This is a genomic window from Desulfovibrio sp., from assembly GCF_034006445.1.
Classification (GTDB): Bacteria; Desulfobacterota; Desulfovibrionia; order Desulfovibrionales; family Desulfovibrionaceae; genus Desulfovibrio.
In genome coordinates, this window is sequence record NZ_JAVESS010000001.1 from 105113 (window position 1) to 127068 (window position 21956).

Consider the following 21956-nt stretch of genomic DNA (forward strand, 5'->3'; position numbering starts at 1 on the left):
GCGCCTTTTGTCGCACATTTGTTCCCACAATTATCCGAGCAACTGTAAAATGAAAGTGCTCTTGAAAATAAGAAGCACCGGGGCGTTACTGTGTAAAAAAGGTAGCGCACTATGCCCTCAAGTCAAGCCTGACGCTGTTTTAGGGCTGGAAGCAGTGAGCGCGGGGTGCAGGTGACGTGGGCCGAATCGTGCAGGCCGAAGTGTGCGGTCGGAATCAAGCGGAGATGCCGCGAGGCCGTGGATTACGCGGTTCTGGATGAAGACCGGGGGCGCAGGCATGGGGGATGTGGGTGATCGCATGAATGAGGCCGCAGTGCAGGACTGCACCGCGGCCAGAAGACACGCTGAACTAAAGGTGGCTATTAGGAGCTGTGGAGATTGGCGATAATGTTCTTGAGATCCAGCGCCAGCGCGTTCAGTTTTTCGATGGCCAGGGCGGCGTGCCCGATCTCGTTCGTGGTGGTTTCGGCAATCATGCGAATCCGTTCCGATGAACGGACGATTCCTTCACTGCTGGCAGACTGCTCCTCAGAAGCGGTGGCAATGGAGCGGACCTGATCCGCCGTGTCAGAAACGATTTTTACAATGGCGTTCAGCGAGTGCTGCGCTTCGTCGGCCAGGGCGGTGCTTTTTTCTATGGTGGCGGAGGCCTTGTCCATAGCGGCCATGTTGTCTTCGGTTCCCTGCTGTATGTTCCGGATGGCCTTGTTAACGTCGCTGGTGGCGCCCATGGTTTTTTCAGCCAGCTTGCGCACTTCGTCAGCCACCACAGCGAAGCCGCGTCCGGTCTCACCCGCGCGGGCGGCTTCAATGGCCGCGTTCAGGGCCAGCAGGTTGGTCTGGTCGGCAATATCGGTAATCAGGTCCATGATCTGCTCAATGGACGCGACACTTGTGCCAAGCGCATGCAATGACCGCTTCATGACCAGCGCTTCCTGATGGGCGGAGCCGGTGGCGGCCACCACCTCGCCCATGCGCCGACCCCCTTCAAAGGCGATGGCGCGGGCCTGTTCCGCGCCTGCGGCTGCGCCAGCGGCGTTGCGCGCCACATCCGTCACGGTGGAATTCATTTCTTCCATAGCAATGGAGACTTCCTGAATCTGGCCCTTCTGGTCTTCAGCGCCATCGCGTACGTGGGTCGTCTGCACCACGAGCGCGGCAACGGATTCCGTCAGCTGGCGTGAAATACCTTCAGCCGTGCGCGCCGCATCCTGCATGGTAATAAGCAGGTTGTGCGCCGTGTCTTTTTCGCGTGCGGCCTCGCGCATGGCGTCATGGGCCTTTGCGGATTCGGTTTTTGCCTGCGCCTCTTGCCGCGCGGCCTCCTCCATACTGGTGCGCAGCGTCGCCACCATGGTGGAAATGTCTTTACGCAGCGATTCCAGTTCAGCGGTAAAGCGCTCTTGTTCGCAAGCCTCGTACTGCCCGGAGGCAACCCTGCGCGAGCAGTTCTGGAGCCGCGCCAGCGAATTGAGAATGGAGCGGATGGCCCACAGGATAAGCCCGGCAAGCAGAAGTACCGTACCCAGTTCGGCCCCGTCCATCATGAAGGCTACCTGGTTGCGGACTTGTTGCAGTTCATTGGCGGCCTGAACGGCCAGTTCGTCCAGCAGGGGTTCCAGAGTCCGGCTCGTTTCCTGAAGTTCGCCCATGGTTTTTTCAAGCGCAGCGGCCCCTTTGCCGTATTCGGCAAAAGCGGAGCGGTAAGTTTCAAGCAAGCCCGTCAGCAACTCTTTACGATCTTGCGGGTATTTTTCAGATGCAGCGATTTTCTGGCGTAGCGCCGCTGTATCTTTTTCAAAAGATGCCAGATAGCTGGGGTCACCTCGCAGCATGAAGTCTTTTTCGCGGCGGCGCAGCATGAGCATGCCCGCCATAAGGGCATCATCCCCCGCTGCCGAGAAAATGCTCTCTGCCTGATGGATGGCGGTGCGCAGTTTGCCGCTGAGCCCCTCATTTTCGTTGCGGCCCATGACCTGCACATCGGTGGCAGCTGTTCTGAACCTGTCACGGTAGCTTTGCAGCAGGGTTTTTGCCCCATTGCTGGCGCTGGACAGGTCTGGTTGGTCTTGCGCGACAGCCGAAAGGGTTTGCATGGCGCTGGAAACGGCAATGTCATTTTTTTCCAGCAGATCCAGCGCCTTTTTTGACAGGAAATCTTTTTCGGAACGGCGGGCTTCAAGCATGAATATTTTTGCCTGCTGTGCGTTCAGGCTGGCCTGTAATGCCCTGTTTATTGTTTGCGTTCCAAAGTAGTTCACGAGGAAAACGGCCGTGAAACCAAGAAGCGCAACGATAAAAATTGTAAACAGCTTTTGCTTGATGCTCATAACATACTTTTTTGCTATTGATTGCTGGCAGCGATATCGGGCTGCATAGGGAGTGCCTGTAAAACGGCATCTTGAGTATAGGGTCTTTAGGGACTGTTTCTAAATAATTCTTTTGTTCAATTGGCTGCGTCAAAAGGCCATTTTTTACTCTCGTCATGTACCGCAAAAGTACACTCCTTTCGTAAAAAGCCTTTTTCCTTGCCCTTTGCGCAAAATCATTAATTTGAAAACAGCCCCTTAGGAAGCACTGATTAAAGAGTTTCCTGGAAACGCGCAGTTATTTCCTTTGGTAAGGCGCGATTCTTTTTCAAGCAGAAGTGGACCCTTCCATCCTCGACTGTTTCAAAAAAAGTGAAGCAAGTCCGCCAAACGGAATAAATCAGCGCTTTCTTGAGAATCTGCGTCTCAAAGATCACACCCATCCGTGCCATGAAATATGCGTAGACGGACTTTTGCCTGCTTGAATGGGTAGGTCAGGCGTTAAATGCTCTAAAATATCCAGGAGCATGCCACCACTCGACCACAGGATGTGTTGTTTCAACACTGCCGGGAGTGGCGGGAAACCTTGTCTGGCACAAGCCGGATCCGGTTTGGCTGCTAAGTACAGAATTTGAACCGGAATGACAAGCGCGGACGGGCGTGTGTCATTCCGGCAGTGAAAAGCGCGCGCATCAGGCGGCAGGTCTATACAAAGCAGCCGGCCAGCAAGGGATCGTTGTCGAGGATGCGGAGCGTCTCGGGCAGCCAGTCCCGCAAAGAAAGCACGGTGAAAAAGTTTTCCTTCATGTCGGGGGCAAGTGCTATGGCGTGAAGCCACTCCTGCCTGGAGAAGGGGGCAGCGCGCACGGCATCCCAAAAACCGGTCTTGGTAAAGACATGAGCCAGAAGTTCTGTGTTGCGCTCCTGAAACTTGCTGACAAAGTAGGCGGCCATGCCCACCTGGAGGCCGTGCAGGCGGGGGTGGGCGGACGTGGCGTCCAGGGCGTGCGAGATGAGGTGTTCGCTGCCGCTGGTGGGGCGCGAACTGCCGCAAATTTCCATGGCTATGCCGTTAAGCATGAGGGCCGTGCCCAACAGGGCCATGCCCGAGGCATCGTGGGTGGGGTTGGCCAGAAACTGGTGCACAGTGGCGTCAGAAAGCAGGGCCGCCAGGTCGTTGACCGGCTCTCCCGTGTTGTGAAAGGACAGCTTCCAGTCATGAACTGCGGTGAGCTTGGCAACGAGGTCGCCCACGCCGGACAGCCAGAGCGCGCGAGGGGCGGAAAGGCACACGTCCACATCGATAATGACGCCCTGGGGCAGGGTGGCTGCCAGGGAGCGGCGTTTGCCGTGCATGGTCAGGCTTGATTGCGGGCTGCAAAATCCGTCATTGGAAAGAGACGTGGGCACGGCGAAATAAGGAAGGCGGGCCAGAAAGGCCAGATACTTGGCCATGTCCAGGGCCTTGCCGCCGCCAAGGCCCACAATGGCCATGGTCTTTTTGGGCAGCAGGGCGAACAGCTCCACCACGTTTTCAAAGCTGTTGTCGTCCACCTCAACCCAGGGGCCGGAGTGTATGCGGTTGTTTTCCAGCCCTTGCCGCGCCATTTGGGTGACCGCTTCGGGAAGTTGCCCGGACACCACAAGAACATCGGTAAAGCCGGAGCGGCTCAGGTAGGTGCCAAGGCGCGGCAGCGCGCCCGGCTTGATGCGCACAAGACTGGGGACGCGGATCTGGCTGTTGTTCATTGGAGTTTACCTTGATTTTCCATGGCAAGCAGGGCGTCGGCCACATCCGACCAGACGGAAAAGGTGTGAAAATCTTCGTGGTAGCGGCCCAAAGCCACAGCCAGATCCGCCCGCGCAAAGCGCAGGTTCGGGGATACGCCAAGGGCTGCAGGCAGGTCGGCAAAGCCGTCGCCAGCAAAGGCGACCGTAAAACCACGGCGTATGTATGAGCGCACAATGCCCGCCTTGTCCACACCTGTTTCGGCGCAATAGAAGGGTGAGTCTGTGGGGGCCAGCATGCGCAGGCTGCCGTTGGGCTCATGGCTTGTGGGATTTGCGTAAACAGGAAGACTGACCCCGGCTGCGGCCAGCACACGGCGGATGTACCAGTCGCATCCGGCGGAAGCCACCACGATTTCCCAGCCCGCCTCCCGCAGGCTGGCGACAGCGCTGCCGAGGCGTGGATCGGGCTGCATGGCCAGAGCCAGACGGTTCAACTCAGACTCCGGAGCGCGGAGCTTGGCGAAAATCTGCTGCAGGGCGGCCAGATGCGTGATTTTACCATCCCGGTATTCCTGCCAGGGGGCAATATCCTGGGGCGTCAGCAGGCTGCCGACCACCAGCTTATAAAAATCGTGCGCAGTGATGGTGCCGTCAAAGTCGGTCACGAGAATGCGGGGCCTGGGCATGCTTTTCTCCCTACGCGCGGGTTGATAAAGGGCTGCGACAACTGGAGCAGATTACCTTTAGGAAACGCTGATGTATTCCGTTTGGCGGACTTGCTTCACTTTTTTTGAACAGTCGAGGACGGAAGAGTCCACTCCTGCTTGAAAAAAGATTGCGCCTTGCCAAAGGAAATACCAGCGCGTTTCCAGGAGGCTCTTTAACCAGTGCTTCCTTTAAATGCTTCATCTTTCAAAGGTAAAATGCTCTATGCGCCGGGGTTGCGGGCCAGTTCGGCCACAGTGCCATTCACGGCCCGCACAAGGTCTTCGGGGTTCAGAAAAATCTGCACGCCGCGCAGCCCCGCGCTTATGTAGATTTGCGGATGCGCAAGAGCGCTGACATCCAGGTATACGGGATAGTTCTTCTTGCCGCCCAGGGGGGAGCAGCCGCCACGCACGTAGCCTGTGAGGGGGCGCACGTCCTTGAGGGGCGTCATTTCCACATGCTTGTTGCCGGAAGCGGCGGCCAGGGCCTTGAGATTCAGTTCGGCATGGGCGGGGATGCACGCCATGAGCACGCCCGTTTTGTCGCCCCGTGCCACAAGGGTTTTGAATACAATATCCGGGGCGACCCCCAACTGGCGGGCCATGGTGACACCGGAGAGGTCGTTTTCATCCACGGCGACCTGGTGCAGGGTATGGGCTATGCCCAGATTTTCCAGTTGCCGGGCGGCGTTGGTTTTGCTGATTTTGGGTGCCATTATTCTGTTATTGCGGCGGCTGAGGCGAAACGGTCAGGAGCGGTTGAGCCAGTGGGCCAGTGTTTTTCGCAAGGCCGCGAGGTTGACGGGTTTTGCAATGTGGTCGTTCATGCCGGAGCGCATGATTTCGTCTACAGTTTCAGGCAGGGTCACGGCGGTCATGGCAATGATGGGCAGGTCTTTTTTGCCGGTTTTCATCTGCTGCCGGATTTCCCTGGTGGCGCTCATGCCGTCCATAACCGGCATATACACGTCCATAAGGACGGCGTCGTACGAGCCTGCCAGAGCCATGCGCACGGCTTCGCGCCCGTTACTGGCCAGGTCGTGCTCAATGTTGAGGTGGCGCAGCATGGCCTTGGCGATTTCCTGATTGATCTCATTGTCTTCCACCAGGAGGATTTTGAGATCCTCTGTGTTTTCCAGCGGCGGCACGTTGTGCGACTCATCGTCTGTCTGGCAAAAAACGTTGCGGGCTGGCGCGCAGGGGATGCACAGGTGGAACCGTGAACCGGTTCCGAGTTCGCTCTCGCACCACAGGCTGCCCTTCATGAGTTCCGCAATGCGTTTGCAGATGGTCAAGCCAAGCCCCGTGCCTCCGAAGCGGCGGCTGATGCTGGAGCTGGCCTGCGTGTACGGATCGAAAAGATGCCTCTGATATTCGCGGCTGATGCCCATGCCAGTGTCAGAAACCACAAAGTGCAGGCTATCGACTCCCTGAGTTTGTTCTCTCGCGATCCGCAGGCCAACGCTGCCTCTGGCCGTGAACTTGACGGCGTTGCTCATGAGGTTGAGCAGCACCTGTTTGAGCCGCAAGCCATCGCCCCAGAGCTTGAGGGGGACATCTTCCGCCAGTTCGCAGGTGTACTCAAGCCCCTTTTGCTCAAGGGGAAAACGTATTGAGGTGTGCACAAAGTCCAGGACTTCCTCGACCCTGAAGTTGACGTTTTCCAGCACCATCTTGTTGGCCTCGATTTTTGAGAGATCGAGGATATCGTTGATGATGGCGAGCAGATTGGTGGAAGAAGAGCGGATTTTGAGCAGGTAGTCCTTGAGTTCTCCGGCGGGGGCGCTTTGCAGGGCCAGATGGGTCAGGCCAATGATGCCATTGAGCGGCGTGCGTATTTCGTGGCTCATGTGGGCCAGAAACTCGCTTTTGGCCTGGGAGGCTATGACAGCCGACTGTTTTTCATGCCTGGTGCGGAGGATGTCGGTGACGTCCGTGGAAATGGACAGGCGCACGGGTTTGTCGTTGTCCCACTTGATGACCTTGTCCACCACAGAATAGGTGCGTTTGGACAGTTCGTTCTGGTAGGTCCATTGATAGGGTTCGCCCGTTTCGCAAATGATGGAGTTGGTGCAGTAGGGGCATGGGCTGTCGCGGCCCATGAGTTTGCTGTAGCAGAATTCGTTTTCTGGATCGTCCGAGTCGGGAAAATTTTCCTGCACGCTTTTGTTGGAAAACAGTATTTTGTTGGTTTCCATGTCTATAATACAGACAGGATTGGAAAAAGCGTCCAGGATGTCGCGCAGTTGCCTGTGTTTCAGCCGTAACTGGCCGTAAAGGCGAAAATGCGTCAGCACCATGGCCAGGATATTGCCCAGCAGGTGGCAGATGCTGGTTTCTTCCACTGCCCATTGCTGTTCGGAGGCGCGCCGGGCAAGGCAGAGGCCACCACAAAGCTGGCCTTCGTGCAAAATGGGTATGCAGAAAGCAGACTTGATCTGGCGGGCCTGAAAGTTTGTTTTTTGCGGGCCTTCGGGCAGGTCTTCAACATCGGCGATGCAAATGCTTCTGTGTTCGCTGAAGGCTTGCAGTATGGGCTCCATCTCAGCAAGATCGGGCGGGAGCAGGTTGCAGGCCATACTCTGCAGGGAGCTTGTCCAGATATATGGCTCTGCCCACTGGTCGTTGATGTACTCAACGAGGAGCACCTGGCCGCAGTGCAGGGTTTCGCCAATGCTGGACAGGCTGGCCCGCAGGAAAGGTTCCTTGCGATCGTGCAGGAGCGCTGAACTGGAAATTTCCAGTGCCAGAATCAGAGGATTGGCAAAAGGGCCGTCAGAGGCCTTGAAAGGGACTGACATGCGGCGCGCTCCAAAAAGGTTAGCAAATTCTTGTGATAATTAATCAGCATATCCGCTTGGAGTAAGAGGTGTCAATGAAAGAGGCTCTGTAGAGCCTTATTTTTCGAGGTTAAATCCAAAGTAAATTCAAGCGTTGGAACAGTTCCTGACGCTTTTTTTGGTCATGGAGGCGCAGTCTTTCAAGCAGGCAAATAGCTTCGTCTTTAAGATGCTGCAAATCTTCATCATTTTTTAGCACTATGTCGCAGGCAGCCATCTTGCGGTCTTCAGGCCACTGCCATGACTCGAGCGCGGCCATTTTTTCCTGATCCCAGCCTCTGGTTTCCGCTGTGCGCGCGCTGCGCAGGGGCAGGGGGCAGGAGACCCCCACGGTCAGGGGCGGCGGAGAAAACAACTGTTGCCAGCTGCATTCGAAATACAGGGGGATTTCCGCAGCGGCCAGCGGCGCGCCTGCCGCTTCCGTGCGCCGCCAGAAATCCTCCAGGGCTTGCCGGGTCAGGGCATGAACAACCTGTTCCACATCGCGGCGCAAGACCATGTCTTGCTGCATGGCGGCAAGAAGCGCCTTTCTGTTTACAGCCCCGTCCGCCTCAAGCAGGCTGCCGCCGTGCAGGCGTCCTATCCACTGGCTGCCAGCGCCGCCAGGGGCGTAGAGGTCTGCCACAATAGCATCGGCGCTGACAACGGGCACGCCCATCTGGCCCAGAAGGGCCGTGAGGGCGGATTTACCGCTGCCGGGGTTACCTGTAACAATCAGCCTCTGCATGCGCAGGTTGGCTTTCAGGGCCGCATCGGGCATGTCTTGCGGCGGCGGGCAGGTAAAGCTCATGGTTTCATTGCTGACAGGATGGGCAAATGTCAGCCGCCATGCGTGCAGCATCTGGCGCGGGGCCATGGCCTGCACTGCCTTGGGTGCGTAGAGTTTGTCGCCCAGCAAGGGGTATCCCAGATGGGACATATGCACCCGGATCTGATGGGTGCGGCCGGTATGGATGCGTACGGCCAGCAGTGAAACGCTGTTATCTTCTGAATGCCAGAGCCGCCGCCATTCCGTATGGGCGTTTCTGCCGCCCCTGTTCTCTGGAACAACCGCCATTTTTACCTTGGCCGTGGGGTGACGCCCCACAGGTTCAAGGCATTGACCACTCAAAGGGGGAAGCCCGGCCACAAGGGCCAGGTATTCCTTGTGAACCTGACGATCAGCAAAGGCCTGACTGAGGATGAGTCGATCGGTCTCGGTCAGGGCCACAACCAGCAGGCCGCTGGTATCCTTGTCCAGCCGGTGCACAATGCCAGGCCGTTGCCCCTCAATCTTACCAAGTTGTGGAAAACGTGCAAGCAGTCGTTGCACCAGCGTCTGTTCCGGGCAGGAGGGGCAGGGGTGCACGGTGAGGCCTGCGGGTTTGTTGCAAACCACCAGGTGCTCGTCATGCCAGAGCACTTCCAGTTCCCCGTCTTCAGGCGCAAGCTGGCCCGATACTTCCGGCAGGTGGAACTCGACCACCTGCCCTGTTTTCACCTTGGCTGCCGGTTTGGTTTCGGCCTGGTCGTCCACCGTGCAGTGGCCGGACTGAATGGCTTTCTGCAAGGCCGCCCGCGACATGTCCGGCTGCGCGGCGCTCAGTATGCGGTCAAGCCTCTGGCCCGCCTGCGCGGCTGTGATTTCCAGTTGCAGGCGGTTCACTGGAGCGTGTCCGCCGGGGTGGAAAGCGTGCGCAGCCTGTCCACAAAAGTTGTGCCCCTGTACAGGTTTTTCAGTTCGTCGCCGGGCGTGATGGATGTGACCACCGCTCTGCCAACGACAAAGCGGGCGTTATCGTCATTGCCTTCCACGGTACGGACGCCCCAGACATTATGGAAGATGGCAGGGCGGCCATTGTATTTGCCCACATAGAGCATGATGTGCCCGCGCATGCCCACAAGGCTCAGGAAGGGCACGCCGTAGCGCATGATGGTCTCTTCTTTTTCCTTGGCCGTCATGCCCTCGAGAGAACTGACGGTTCCGACGCGGGCCTGCCCGCTGGAGTTGCGCGGCAGCCAGAGGCCGAATGGCGTGAACAGGTCGCGGGTGAGGGCAGAGCAGTCCCTTTCGCCAAACATGCCCCCCCAGCCGTAACGCTGGCCCATCATGACATTGCCCACGGCGGCCACGTTGTCCGGCGTGAGGGGCAAGGGGCGCGCCACAACGTCTGCGGAAGAAACGGTGACCGGCGCTGTACTGGCCATGCCGTTGGCGTCCTTGACAGGAGCCAGCAGGGTTACCGGGGGCGCGTCGGCCTTGCCGGCAACCACCGAGCCCTCGGCGGCACCGCCGGCGAGCATGGGCAGGATGGCGCCTATGCTTACGCTCTGCTGTGCCGGGGCCGAAGCGCCATACTGGTTGGGCTGACCGGCAAGGGGCACGTTGTCGCGCACAATGGCCGCAAACGAGGCGTTGCGGTACAGAGAGGCGAAACTGCTGTCCACAAGGGCCAGATCTTCGGCATCAACCCATCCGCCCGCGATGGGGCACTCCACAAAGTGCCATCTGCCATCGCTGGAGGTGTGGGCAATAAGTACGGGCGTTCCCAGGGGCAGCAAGGAGTACTGAAAATAGTCAAAAGGATTGGCGCGTGGATCAGGCGTTGGCTCTGAAAAGCGCGTCAGGTGCGTGGGCATTTCTCTCAGGTCGGTATTGCGCACAGTAATGGCGGCCTGCGCCCGGGACGGAAAATTTTTGAGGTTGGCGTTGCGGGCCATGGCGTCCCATTCCACCTGCGTCCAGCGCTCACTGCCCTGTTTGTAGCCTCTGGCCTTGCCAAAAACGGCGGCCACGTCGCGCTTGCGTACGGATGTTTTGCGCATCTCCCAGGGGCCAAAGAAAATGCGGTCAAAACGGGCCACCTGGCGGCCCTGTTCATCCTGGGAAATGAGCCTTTTATTTTGTCCGGAATTTTTTGCGTACACGTCAAGATTCTGCGGGAACTGGCGCAGATCGGCGATGGTGCCCATCCATGAGGGGGCTGTACCGTCACGGGGGGGGACGTTCTTGCCGCCACATGCGGCTGTCAGAAGCAGAAGAGATGCAAGACAAAGCAGACGAAGGCAGGAAAACATGGAGGGCCCTCCAGGCGGAATTTGCCGGGAACATCCGGTCTTTTTTCACATTACCACTTCAAATATGTAAACGGCAACGCATTCTTTTTAGCGGGCCGCCGTATTGACATTACTTCATTACCTTCTTAAAAGAGTCTCGCTGTCACCATCGTCTATCCGGTTAGGACGGCGGCCTCTCAAGCCGCTAAGACGGGTTCAAATCCCGTTGGTGACGCCAAATCAATAAGGCACTTACAGTTTTTGCTGTAAGTGCCTTTTATTTTGTCTCTATTAGTATTCCCAATATATAATTTACTTTTTAGGCTTTGTAATTCTGCTCTGATACTGCCGTAATGGATTTGATATGCTATGTTGTTATGCATGAATATGTGTATGCGCACAGCAGATAAGCCACTCGCAGGTTTTCACGTAACGCGCCGCATTTCGCAGTTATCAGGACAATTTTACACCTGCATATCTCAAACTGACGTGCCCAAATGGCACCGCCCCGCTAAACGAGTCCACCAGGCTGTTCACCCTCACTCGTATTGATGGATCGGCATTTAATGCGATCCAGCAAGTCCAATGAGTAGGGCGAAACAGCCTGGTGGCTATCTGTTTAAATCAGCTGACAATTTACAAATGTAGGGTGTTTTACGCCCGGCCGCCTGCCGACAGCAGGCTTATCCCATAGGGAGAGGCTCGACCTTGTTACGGCGGATGCTGCCCAGCCAGACTGTGGCCAGGGCACTGATGACGCCTGCTATCAGCAGATATCCGCAAAGATACCAGGGTTGGGAGTTATTGGCCTGAACAAGAATTGTGGCAATCATCGGGGTGATGCCCGAAGCGAAAATCCCTGAAAACTGATAGACGAAGGAAATACTGGAGTAACGTACTGTGGGGTCAAACGCATCGGAGAAAAGGCTGGCCATACTGGCGTAGGCTGCCGAGTAAATAACGCCAAGAGGAATGATGACCGCAGGGTAAACAAGAATAAAACTGGTGTTGGAGTAGTGGTGCAGTACCCAGAAGGCCGGATAGGCTGCAACGCCCAGCAGCAGGGCCGAGACGCCAAATATTTTTCCCTTGCCAACGCGGCAGGCGAACGCTCCCCAGAACGGGATGCAGCAGGCCATCACAAAGGCCGCAGCCATAACAACTGTCAATGCCAGAGTACGGGGCACTCCACACGTCTGCGTCAGATAGGAAAGTGAGAACACCCCAAAGACGTTAAAAGCAATGCCTTCCACAAACCGGGCGCCCATGCAGGCAAAAAGGGTTCTGGGGTAGCGCTTGAAGGCTGTAATCATTGGATAGCGCACTTTTTCCACTTCTTTTTTAACTGCGGAAAAATCCTGCGTTTCTTCAACTGAGTTACGAATATAAGCGCCGACAAAAACAAGGATCGCACTCAATATAAAGGCAATGCGCCAACCCCAGGCCAGAAAATCTTCATTGGAAAGCGTATAGGACAGGATCCCGATGATGCCTGTGGCCAGCATAAGGCCCAAAGGATTGCCAATCTGGGGCAGAGCGCCATAGAAGGCCCTTTTTTCTGCCGGGGCCGATTCAAAGGCCATAAGAACTGCGCCACCCCATTCGCCGCCAAGTCCGATGCCCTGAGCCAGGCGGCAGACGACCAGCAGAATGGGCGCCCATATTCCTATGCTGTCATATGAGGGGATGCAGCCAATGGCTACGGTGGCTACCCCCATGATTTCCAGGGTGATGATGAGCATTTTTTTACGGCCTATCTTGTCGCCAAAATGCCCAAAAATGATGCCGCCCAACGGGCGGGCCACAAAGCCCACAGCAAAGGTGGCAAATGCCATGATGGTGCCCACCACAGGACTGACCGCAGGGAAAAACAGCTTGTTAAAAACAATACCCGCCACAACGCCGTACAAGAAAAAATCGTACCACTCAATAAGAGCCCCCACGATGGATGATAGTACAACACGGCGTAGGTTTTTTTGAGCAGCATCACTGATTTGGGCACCCATATTCCTTGTCCTCCTTGTGTCCTCCCCGCACGATGCGGGTATAGTTGCAATTTTCTTCGATTCCCCTTGGCACTGCAAAACATTTTTTAATTATCAAAATAGTGGTGGCTGCTGTCACGGCTGCCACACGTCCGAACGCAAAGTCAGTTTTGTGCAAAACAGCACAAAGCATGCCACATCATTAATCAGCAATGATTGTTGTGTATTGGGAGAAACCGTTCTGAAAAATATCGCAGGCGGCCAGGAATATGTATGAAAGATTAGACATACTTTTTACCATCGTCTTGATATCCAGACGATTTGTCTTGCCCTGAGTAAAATGTCAGGGACGTCTGGCGGCTTTCTGCGCGGGCAGGATGCGATCGGTGAAATAAAAAGTTCACGTATCTAGCTAAATTACAATGGTTTATTTTCTTTGTCGGGAGATTGGGACGGGTGCGCGCGGGGTTGGATCAGTATTTGCTCAAACCAGGATGAAAAAATCAGATTTACATCTCGTAATCTGACTGGACATGGCATCGTGCGTCCATGCTGCAACCCTATAAGGAGTATTTACATGCCCAAGATGACACCCAGTGAGGCCATGACGGAAGTTCTGGTTCAGGAAGGGGTTACCCATGTGAGCGGCATCCTCGGTTCCGCTTTTATGGATATGCTGGATCTTTATCCCGCTGCTGGCATTGACTTTATTTCAGTTCGCCACGAACAGACCGCCGGGCATATGGAAGACGCCTACAGCCGTCTTACTGGCAGAGCGGGAGTGGTCATCGGCCAAAATGGCCCTGGCATCACCAACTATGTGACAGCCGTGGCAACAGCCAACATGGCGCATTCGCCCATGGTGGTGCTTTCTCCCAGTGCAGGCAGCATTTCGGTGGGGTGGGATGGTTTTCAGGAATGCGATACGTGGAATCTTTTCAAGCCCATCACCAAGGCGGCGTTTCGCGTGCCGCACCCCAAACGCGCCGCCGACATCATGCGCACGGCCTTTCGCGCGGCATACGCCATGCGTGGCCCCGTTCTTGTCGATATTCCGCGCGATTACTTCTATGGCGAAATTGATGAAGAAATTTTGCATCCTTCCCAGTACCGCGTGTCCCCCGGCGGCATCGGCAAGCCCGAGCATTTTGCCGCCGCTGTGGAGGTTCTGAAAAATGCCAAGCATCCCGTGATCCTGGCTGGACGTGGAGTGGTGGACGCCAACTGTGTGGGAACCATCAAGATGCTGGCTGAGTTTCTTGGCGCGCCCGTTGCCACCACCTATATGCACAACGATGCTTTCCCTTGCGATCATCCCCTGTGGCTGGGCCCCATCGGCTACATGGGCTCCAAGGCGGCCATGCGCACCATTCGCGACGCTGATGTGGTCTTGGCTGTGGGAACCCGCCTTTCGTATTTCGGCACGCTGCCGCAAGACGATATCAATTATTTCCACAAGGATCTCAAAATTGTGCAGGTGGACATCAATCCCATGCACATTGCCAAAACCCATCCCGTGGCCGTGGGGCTCTGCGCTGACGCCAAGGACGCCTCCGATGAACTCTTTCAGCGCCTCAAGGCCAACATGGCCCCAGCCCGCGATCTGACCAGCGTCTGCAACAAGGTAAAGGCTGAACTGGACGTCTGGTATGCCGAAATAGCCCAGATAGCCCAAGAGCCAACTCTGGAAGGGCGCATGCACCCGCGCAAGGCTTTGGAAGTGGTGGGCAGGTTCATCACAGAACATGACGTTATTGCCACTACTGACATCGGCAATACGTCCTCTACGGCCAACAGCTACCTGAGGTTCAAAAACCCCAAAAGGCATGTGGCCACCCTCACCTTCGGGAACACGGGATTTGCCTACCAGGCTGGCCTGGGCGCGCAGCTGGCATGCCCGGAAGATACTGTGCTTTCCATCGCTGGCGACGGCGCATGGGGCATGAGTCTTTTTGAGGTGCCTACAGCAGTGCAGTATAATCTGCCTGTTATCGCGACTGTTTATAATAACGGCGCATGGTGCGCGGAAAAGAAGAACCAGGTGGATTTTTACAATAACCGTTTTGTAGGGGCCGACATCTGGTCAAAATCCTACGCCAAGATAGGCGAGGCCATGGGCGCTGACGGGTATACCGTCAATACGCAGGCAGACCTTGCCAATGCCCTTGAAACAGCCAGACAAAAGCGCCGGCCGGCCGTTATTGAGATCATGACTGACGGCACCCGGCTTGCCCCGCCGTTCCGCCGTGATGCCCTGGCGCTCCCCACACGCTATTTGCCCAAGTACGAACATCTGGACAAAAAGTATTTTTAACCACTAACGGCTTCAACAAAGACAGGAGCCGCTACGGACTGTAGCGGCTCCTGTACAGGGCATGCAGGCATTGAAGCACGGCAGGATGGAATCCTGTGGAAGAGATGGGAAGATGCGGGTATAACCCTCCTACCGCGTACTCGCGCATGCAGAGTATATCTGCTCTGTGTTCCCCTTTGGATATGGCCGATGCGCACGGCCTGCACAAGGAGTGCCCATGTCAAAAAAACTTCCCCCCTTTGATCTGGACCTTGAGTTTGTCCTGAATTCCCTGACGACAGGTATATTTATTTGTGACAGCAATCTTTACGTACGCTTTATGAATCAGGCGTATGCCGACTACCTGGGCTTTACCCGCGAACAAATTGTGGGACGGCGCATCACAGATTTCATCCCCGACAGTCGCGCGCCGCAGGTCATAGAGCACGGTAAGCCCGAACTGGGCAATATATGCAGAGTCAAGGGAAAGGATTGCGAACGGTGCATAGTTGTTAACCGCATTCCGTTCAAGGCGGACGATGGTTCAACAGGCATGATTTCCCAGGCGCTTTTCAATTCGCACGAAGAATTGGGCGAGACGCATAAGAGGCTGGAAGATTTAGATAAAAAAATTTCTGTCTATGCCAAAAAGATCAAGAGCGCGCTTTCTTCACGCTACAGCCTGCAATCCATTATCGGCGAAAGCGAAACCATCCGTCACTACAAGAACATGTTGAGCCGTTTTGCGCGAACCGGCTCCCCTGTTTTGATTCTCGGCCCCACGGGCGTGGGAAAGGAACTGACTGCCGGGGCTCTTCATTGCGAGAGCGATCGCCGCGAAGGACCTTTTGTGTGCATAAACTGCGCAGCCATTCCCAAGGAGCTTTTTGAATCTGAACTCTTTGGATATTCGCCCGGCGCTTTCTCGGGGGCGCATAAGGATGGCAAGGTGGGCCAATTGGAACTGGCCGATAACGGCACGCTTTTTCTTGATGAAATAGGCGACACCCCTTTGGCCGTACAAAGCAAACTCTTGCGTGTGCTGGAAAATGGCAGCTTTTGCCGCGTGGGTTCAACCAAGCAGCGTTTGGCCAATTTTCGGCTTGTTGCGGCTACCAACCGGGATCTCAAGGGAATGATGTCCGAGGGGCACTTCAGGGAGGATCTGTACTATCGCATCAGCCCCCTGATACTCAACGTTCCCCCCTTGAATCAGCGGCGGGAAGACATTCCTCTGCTGACCCGGCACCTTCTGGAGCGCATGAACCGTACTGAAGTGCGCATTACAGAAACGGCCATGGAGGCTCTGATGGCCTATTCCTGGCCAGGCAACGTACGGGAACTGCGAAATATCCTGATCAGAGCCCTGAGCTTATGCAATCACGATACCATAGGCGCAGCGGACCTGCCTCTGGATATCCGCAACGAAAGAAGCGCCGCCCAACTCGAATGGGGGCTGAATGTGGAATCAGCAGCCACCCGGCAGGCCGAATCTCGCAGTGCGCCAGCAGAGGGTTTGCGGCAGAGCGATCTTGCTCAGAGTGTTGCTGAAAGCGAGGCGCATCTGATCACATGCGCCTTGGAAGAACAGCGTTGGAATGTGACCAAGGCAGCGAAATATCTTTGTATTTCTCGTGCTACTCTTTATGAAAAAATGAAAAAGCACGGCATTGCCAAAAAATGAGCCGAAGCCGTATCCCGTAAAGGAGATTCCTCATGCATCAAACGTTGCCAGCACTTAAATTACTTGAATTGCTAGGAAAAGTTGAAAATGAGGCTGGTCAAGGTTCCCCCGTTTGCGTGGCTGTCGTGAATGCCAGCGGCAAGCTTGCGGCCTTTTGGGGAATGGACGGCACACCCGACAGGGTGGTGACCATCGCGCAAAACAAGGCATATACTGCCATGCGTATGGGAACAAGTACCAAGGCCTTTCGGGAAAGATTGCAACGCGAGCAGCTTGCCGCCTCGGATTTTTGCGATACTTCCCTTACGCCCCTGGAAGGGGGGATACCGCTTATGGCCGTCAATGGTCGGTGCGTCGGCGGGCTTGGTGTCAGCGGAAGAAAAACCAGTGACGATCACGATCTGGCCGTACGCCTGGCAGACATGCTGCAGCGTGCTCTGGTGGGGTGAGCCGGTTTGAAGCCGGTGGCATGGCCGCCTTGCTGAGTGCATCCATTGACGCGCCATTTCATCTTGTGAGCATGAACGGGGCGGCGTTGAGAACACAGAGCGAATCAACTTTGGGAATATCTGTTCACAAGGCGTGCATCACGCCCACTATTGTTGCGCCTTTCTTTATGGATACATCGTGCCGCTAAATCGTACCGCGCATTCATGGCGAATGCCTGCCGCGACCGTGAGGCGGGATTCAGGCAGGGCTGCCCCAGCCGGAAACAATGATGAGCATGCCGACAAGAGCCACTGCGCCGCCCAGCATGTCTGTGGTTGAAAGGGACACTCCGTCAACAAACTTGAGCCATGAAAGGGCCGTGGCGACGTACACGCAGCCGTATGCCGCGTACACGCGCCCACTGGCCGCCGGGTGCATGGTCAGCAGCCATGCGAACAGGGCAAGACTCAGCGCCGCCGGGACAAGCAGCCAGGGGGAACCACCCTTGCGCAGCCATACATAGGGCAGATAGCAGCCCACAATTTCGGCAATGGCCGTTACCACAAACAACAGAAATGTTTTCAGAATCATCGGCTTCTTCTTTGGAGCATTTTGCGCGCTGCGCGGTTGGCGAAACCCCTCGGCGGCAGCATGACAGAATGCGGGGCCGCGGTCGAGGCCGCAGCGGCTTTGCGGGCGCAAATCTGGCGTGCGGAAAAGCCGGTTCCAACCGCGTGCTCAAAATATAGAAACATGCTCACAGGATTTTGTGCTCAAGACGGGCAGTATATGTGTTCTTTGGAGTATATTGACTAGATGGTGTCATGTAACGCGTAAGTTTGTGTATTTTATCGGGGGGTATGGGAAAATATTTTTCCCGGCGATCTTATATCCAGGTTGACAGTGAGCGTTTTTTTACGGATAGTTTTTCACATGTTATTACTCATGGAGCAGCTAATGAAGACACGGCGGGGGGTGCGCGAAAAGATGGAATATTCATTCCTGCCGTATTGCACAGCACCCACGGGTGCCCGTGGTCTTTTTACAAAGCCACAAGACCTTATGGCCTTTGTGGTAACCTGACTGAAGGCGCTGTGGGGCAGGTCGTCCCGCCAGGATTTCTGACCGGCGTCATCATTTCTTTTTCGTCCGGTTCAGACTTTCCGCCGGACAATCCTCCTCATAGCGCAGCCTCGCAGATTCGCGGGGCTTTTTTTTGCTTTTCTGCGGGATATCGCTGATGGCTGCGCGAACTGGAGAAAATACGTTCTGATACGTCTACAGACGCACGGCTCTTACTCTCCACACTCCCGCTTGAAGGAAACGCTGATTTATTTCGTTTGGCGGCGTTGCTGCACTTTTTTTGAAACAGTCGAGGACGGCAGAGTCCACTCCTGCTTCAAAAAAAGATCGCGCCTTGCCAAACAAAATACCAGCGCGTTTCTCAGGAGGCTCGTTAATCAAGGCTTCCTAAAAAGTGTTTGTTGGTCGGAAACATGTTTCCGCATGGGCGCTCGCGGAAATAACGTATGCACTTGTAACACTTGATTCAGGAGCGTGTAGTATGCTTAGAAAATTTGTTCTCACTGCGCTGATGGTCCTTGCCATTGGGACCGTAGCCCATGCCGATGCCACTATGGACAAAATAAAATCCCGCGGCAAAGTAACCGTTGGTGTCCTGGCTATTGGCGGCCCCTTCGGAGCCCTTGATCCCGTAACAAAAGAGCTTACCGGCTGGAACCCGGCCCTTGCGCGAAAACTGGCGGAAGACCTTGGGGTGAAAATAGAATTGGTGGAAGTGGGCACAGCAACGCGGGTGCAGTTTCTCACCTCTGGTAAAGTCGACATGCTGATCGCCAATATGGAACTGACACCTGACCGTGCAGAAAACCTTGGCTATGCGCCGACACCTTTTTACCGCGTTGACGGCGTAGCGCTGACACCCCGTAACAGCGGGATAAAAACATGGGAAGACTTGCGTGACAAAACTGTATGCCTTGCCCAAGGCAGCAGCTATGCGCGTCCTTTGGCCGAAAAATATGGCGCCAAGCCCAAAGGCTTCAAAACCTCTGCGGAATCCATACTGGCTCTGAAAGGTGGCCAATGCGTCGCCGCAGTGCATGACTCAACCTTTATTTACCCGTTGGTGCAGCAAGGAGGCGAGTGGGAAGCGTACCATACACCCATTACAGAAGACCTCCTGCCAGGCAACTCTGTTATCTGGACTCGCAAGGGCGAAGCAGACACCATTGCCGCTGTCGATCGCATTGTGCAAGAATGGCACCGTAGCGGCTGGCTGATAGATCTTGAAAGCAAACTTGGCCTTAAACCCCCCAGCGCCGCTCTTGTGGAACTGCACAATAAATTTGCAGATAAAAAGTAAGAGGCGGCAATATCGTGCTACAGCAGTCATTGGAATGGTGTTTGACCCAGTTGAAAGCGCTGGGGCTGAACTACAGTTTTGTTCTGGACATGATTGACCGTGAGGCTTTCATGCGTGGAATGCTGGTGACTGTTGAACTGAGCATTTGTATTATCCCTTTGAGTCTGCTGGTCGGCGTGCTGATGTCCATGGCGCTGACCAGCAGGCACAAGTGGCTCATGTTGCCTGTCCGTGCTTTTGTAGAGTTTACCCGGAACACGCCAGCCCTTGTTCAGCTTTATTTCGCCTTTTTGGTGCTCAATATGCTGCTGACGCAATATGCTGGTATCCCTGGGAATATCATTCCCTCTTTCGCCTGGGCAGTGTTTGTCATAGCGCTCCACAAAGGGGCAATCAATGCCGAGGCCTTACGCGCGGGGCTTGATGCCATCAGCCCCAATATCATTGAGGCTGCCCGGGCTTCCGCGTTGAATCCCTGGCAAAGCATGATTTATGTGCGGCTTCCCCTGGCTTTTCGCTTCGCGCTACCTGCACTTATCAACAACCTTGTCGATCTGGTAAAAATGACCACGCTGGCTTCTGCCATCGGCGTTGGCGACGTGACCTATGAATCTGTCATGATCTGGGGACAACGGGATAATGCCCTGGAATTGCTGCTGCTTATCTTGGTGTTTTACATGCTGCTGACCCTGACGGTGAGTTTTTGCGGCAAATGGCTGGAGCAAAAATTAAGGATGCCCGGTTATGGACAGTAAGTGTACCCTTCCATGCTTTTTCGCGTTGCGGTGGGGCGGGCAATGAATAATGCCTGGTTCACGCATTCTGCTGTATGTTACACCTTGTGCGCAGCCCTGCTCGCGGCGGGACTGCTGTCTGTTGCCACCAGCTGGCCCGAAGCGACATCCCTTTTGATACTCTGGATGCCGACGCTGTTGTCGGGGCTTTGGGTGAACATTCAGATCAGCCTTGTCGCAATGGTGCTCGGTACCCTGTTGGGGTTGGTACTGGGTGGCTTTTCCATTTCTCCCGTCCGACCGTTCCGATCCATGGTCAATGTGTATGTACAGTTTTTTCGTAATGCCCCAGCGCTTGTTCTGATTTATTTTTGCGCCTACGTTTTCCCCTTTGAATTGTATTTTGCAGGCCATACCTTCCCCTTTCCCGACTGGGTGAAAGTTGTCATTGGCCTGGGCCTGCCCGCCAGTGCGCAAGTTGCGGAGATTTTTCGCGGGGCAGTCCAGTCCATACCGGCAACACAATGGGAAGCCGCGCAGTCACTTGCCTTAAGCCGCATACAGACATTGAGGTTCATTATATTGCCCCAATGCTTGCGGCGCATGTTGCCGCCATGGATGAACGTTTACACAGCCATTACCATGAGCACGTCGCTGGTTTCGCTGGTTGGCGTCAATGATGTTGTTCTTACCGCGGGTATAGCCAGCAACTCCGCAGGGCGTACGGATTTTACCATCTTGAGTTATACCGCGCTGGTCGTCCTTTTTTTCCTGTATTGTTATCCAATTTCACGTCTTACGCGTGTGCTTGAGAAACGCTATGAATATAAATAACCATGTTTTGGCCACTCAGCCTGGGCCCGCAGAAAAAGCGCTGGTAGAATTGCGGGACGTCCACCTTGCCTTTGGCGACACAGAGGTGCTCAAGGGCATTGATCTTTTCGTCAAGAGCGGACAGGTCGTTTCGATTATAGGGCCATCGGGTTCGGGAAAATCTACCGTGCTGCGCTGCATGACAGGATTGGTCCGCCCGCAGCAGGGCTATATACGTATAGGGGATACCCTGGTTCACAAGCTGCACCGCGAACGGGAATTTTCCGCTTTGCGTGCGCACGTCGGCTTTGTTTTTCAGCAGTATAATCTGTTTCCGCATTTAACCGTCTTGCAGAACCTCATCCTCTCACCTGTACGCGTCCTTGGTCTGTCAAAGGCAGAAGCAACGGAACGTGCGCATGCATTGCTTTCCAAAGTGCATATGGAGCAGCGTGTTGCAGCCTATCCGGGGGAACTTTCCGGCGGACAGCAACAACGCGTAGCCATAGCGCGGGCTCTCGCCATGCAGCCGGAACTCGTGCTTTTTGACGAAGTAACCTCTGCGCTGGACCCCGAGATGGTGGGCGAGGTGCTGAACGTTATCCGCGATCTGGTGCATGAAGGCATGACATGTGTGCTGGTTACGCATGAAATGCGCTTTGCCGAAGAAGTGAGCGACAGAATATATTTTACTGAAGCCGGGCGTATCGTCGAACACGGCAGCCCGGACATGATTTTCCAGAAGCCGCAAAATCCGCGAACAGCAGCTTTTTTGCGCAGAAGCCTGGGAAGAGACGTAGATACTGAGTCGCGTTTTGGCTCAGTATGTGTCGAAACTGAAATAAAGGCGGAGTAGTGATTTTACGACCAGGAAGATGACTGGTCTGAAAATGTGATACCTGCATCATTATCCGTCTGGAAGTTGGACTTGATGCAGGAATTGTTCTGTCTTGAAGCATTGTTATAAAAAGACGCTGCTTCCATTGTCTCTTCCGGCTGTACTCATGCGGGG

Annotated in this window: 18 protein-coding genes and 1 tRNA gene; 9 read left to right on the top strand and 10 right to left on the bottom strand. The window is 55.2% G+C overall.

The annotated features are described in order from the left end of the window. Positions 1-362 precede the first annotated feature (362 nt). The 8 genes from RBR41_RS00500 to RBR41_RS00535 form a co-directional block, all read right to left on the bottom strand. Positions 363-2186 (bottom strand): methyl-accepting chemotaxis protein, encoded by a 1824-nt coding sequence (locus RBR41_RS00500; protein ID WP_320350132.1) that lies wholly within the window; start codon positions 2184-2186, stop codon positions 363-365. Next, the gene (locus RBR41_RS00505) at positions 2179-2496 is read right to left on the bottom strand and encodes a hypothetical protein (RefSeq protein WP_320350134.1); all 318 of its coding nucleotides are present in this window, start codon (positions 2494-2496) and stop codon (positions 2179-2181) included. The genes RBR41_RS00500 and RBR41_RS00505 overlap by 8 nt, the downstream gene beginning before the upstream one ends. A gap of 518 nt (positions 2497-3014) precedes the next feature. Continuing rightward, a complete protein-coding gene (locus RBR41_RS00510; protein WP_320350136.1) occupies positions 3015-4058 on the bottom strand; it encodes an iron-containing alcohol dehydrogenase family protein in 1044 nt (347 codons plus the stop codon). Further along, the gene (locus RBR41_RS00515; protein ID WP_320350138.1) at positions 4055-4726 is read right to left on the bottom strand and encodes an HAD-IB family phosphatase; all 672 of its coding nucleotides are present in this window, start codon (positions 4724-4726) and stop codon (positions 4055-4057) included. The genes RBR41_RS00510 and RBR41_RS00515 overlap by 4 nt, the downstream gene beginning before the upstream one ends. A gap of 242 nt (positions 4727-4968) precedes the next feature. Then, positions 4969-5463: a Cys-tRNA(Pro) deacylase gene (gene ybaK, locus RBR41_RS00520; protein ID WP_320350139.1), complete on the bottom strand. Its 495-nt coding sequence runs from the start codon at positions 5461-5463 to the stop codon at positions 4969-4971. A gap of 33 nt (positions 5464-5496) precedes the next feature. Beyond that, on the bottom strand, positions 5497-7548 hold the full coding sequence (locus RBR41_RS00525; protein WP_320350141.1) for an ATP-binding protein: 2052 nt from the start codon (positions 7546-7548) through the stop codon (positions 5497-5499). 109 nt (positions 7549-7657) lie between these two features. After that, positions 7658-9232 carry a dephospho-CoA kinase gene (gene coaE / locus RBR41_RS00530; protein ID WP_320350143.1) on the bottom strand — a complete coding sequence of 525 codons (1575 nt, stop codon included), beginning with the start codon at positions 9230-9232 and terminating at the stop codon, positions 7658-7660. Further along, the gene (locus RBR41_RS00535) at positions 9229-10644 is read right to left on the bottom strand and encodes an NlpC/P60 family N-terminal domain-containing protein (RefSeq protein ID WP_320350145.1); all 1416 of its coding nucleotides are present in this window, start codon (positions 10642-10644) and stop codon (positions 9229-9231) included. Before RBR41_RS00535 ends, coaE begins: the two co-directional genes overlap by 4 nt. A 141-nt stretch (positions 10645-10785) precedes the next feature. Between RBR41_RS00535 and RBR41_RS00540 the strand changes: the two genes are divergently transcribed. Beyond that, positions 10786-10861: transfer RNA gene (locus RBR41_RS00540), tRNA-Glu, on the top strand. A 445-nt stretch (positions 10862-11306) separates the two neighbouring features. Here the strand turns inward: RBR41_RS00540 and RBR41_RS00545 are convergent. Beyond that, positions 11307-12629, bottom strand: coding sequence for an MFS transporter (locus tag RBR41_RS00545; RefSeq protein ID WP_320350147.1), 1323 nt, complete (start codon positions 12627-12629; stop codon positions 11307-11309). A gap of 556 nt (positions 12630-13185) precedes the next feature. Between RBR41_RS00545 and xsc the strand changes: the two genes are divergently transcribed. The 3 genes from xsc to RBR41_RS00560 all read left to right on the top strand — a co-directional run bounded on the left by xsc (position 13186) and on the right by RBR41_RS00560 (position 17034). Continuing rightward, positions 13186-14922: a sulfoacetaldehyde acetyltransferase gene (gene xsc, locus RBR41_RS00550; RefSeq protein WP_320350148.1), complete on the top strand. Its 1737-nt coding sequence runs from the start codon at positions 13186-13188 to the stop codon at positions 14920-14922. Between the two features lie 217 nt (positions 14923-15139). Further along, positions 15140-16585, top strand: coding sequence for a sigma-54 interaction domain-containing protein (locus RBR41_RS00555; RefSeq protein WP_320350150.1), 1446 nt, complete (start codon positions 15140-15142; stop codon positions 16583-16585). A 32-nt stretch (positions 16586-16617) separates the two neighbouring features. Continuing rightward, on the top strand, positions 16618-17034 hold the full coding sequence (locus RBR41_RS00560) for a heme-binding protein (RefSeq protein ID WP_320350152.1): 417 nt from the start codon (positions 16618-16620) through the stop codon (positions 17032-17034). A gap of 238 nt (positions 17035-17272) precedes the next feature. Here the strand turns inward: RBR41_RS00560 and RBR41_RS00565 are convergent, their stop codons facing one another. Continuing rightward, positions 17273-17605, bottom strand: coding sequence for a YnfA family protein (locus RBR41_RS00565; protein WP_413785118.1), 333 nt, complete (start codon positions 17603-17605; stop codon positions 17273-17275). 269 nt (positions 17606-17874) lie between these two features. Between RBR41_RS00565 and RBR41_RS00570 the strand changes: the two genes are divergently transcribed. From RBR41_RS00570 to RBR41_RS00590, 5 genes are all read left to right on the top strand, one after another. Continuing rightward, positions 17875-18255: a hypothetical protein gene (locus RBR41_RS00570; protein ID WP_320350153.1), complete on the top strand. Its 381-nt coding sequence runs from the start codon at positions 17875-17877 to the stop codon at positions 18253-18255. A 323-nt stretch (positions 18256-18578) separates the two neighbouring features. Then, complete coding sequence (locus RBR41_RS00575; protein WP_320350154.1) at positions 18579-19397, top strand: transporter substrate-binding domain-containing protein; 819 nt, start codon at positions 18579-18581, stop codon at positions 19395-19397. Positions 19398-19411: 14 nt separating this feature from the next. Then, positions 19412-20152, top strand: a complete 741-nt coding sequence (locus RBR41_RS00580) for an amino acid ABC transporter permease (protein WP_320350156.1) — start codon at positions 19412-19414, stop codon at positions 20150-20152. 42 nt (positions 20153-20194) lie between these two features. Next, positions 20195-20965: an amino acid ABC transporter permease gene (locus RBR41_RS00585; protein WP_320350158.1), complete on the top strand. Its 771-nt coding sequence runs from the start codon at positions 20195-20197 to the stop codon at positions 20963-20965. Between the two features lie 85 nt (positions 20966-21050). Further along, positions 21051-21800 (top strand): amino acid ABC transporter ATP-binding protein, encoded by a 750-nt coding sequence (locus tag RBR41_RS00590; RefSeq protein ID WP_320350160.1) that lies wholly within the window; start codon positions 21051-21053, stop codon positions 21798-21800. Positions 21801-21956: the final 156 nt, after the last annotated feature.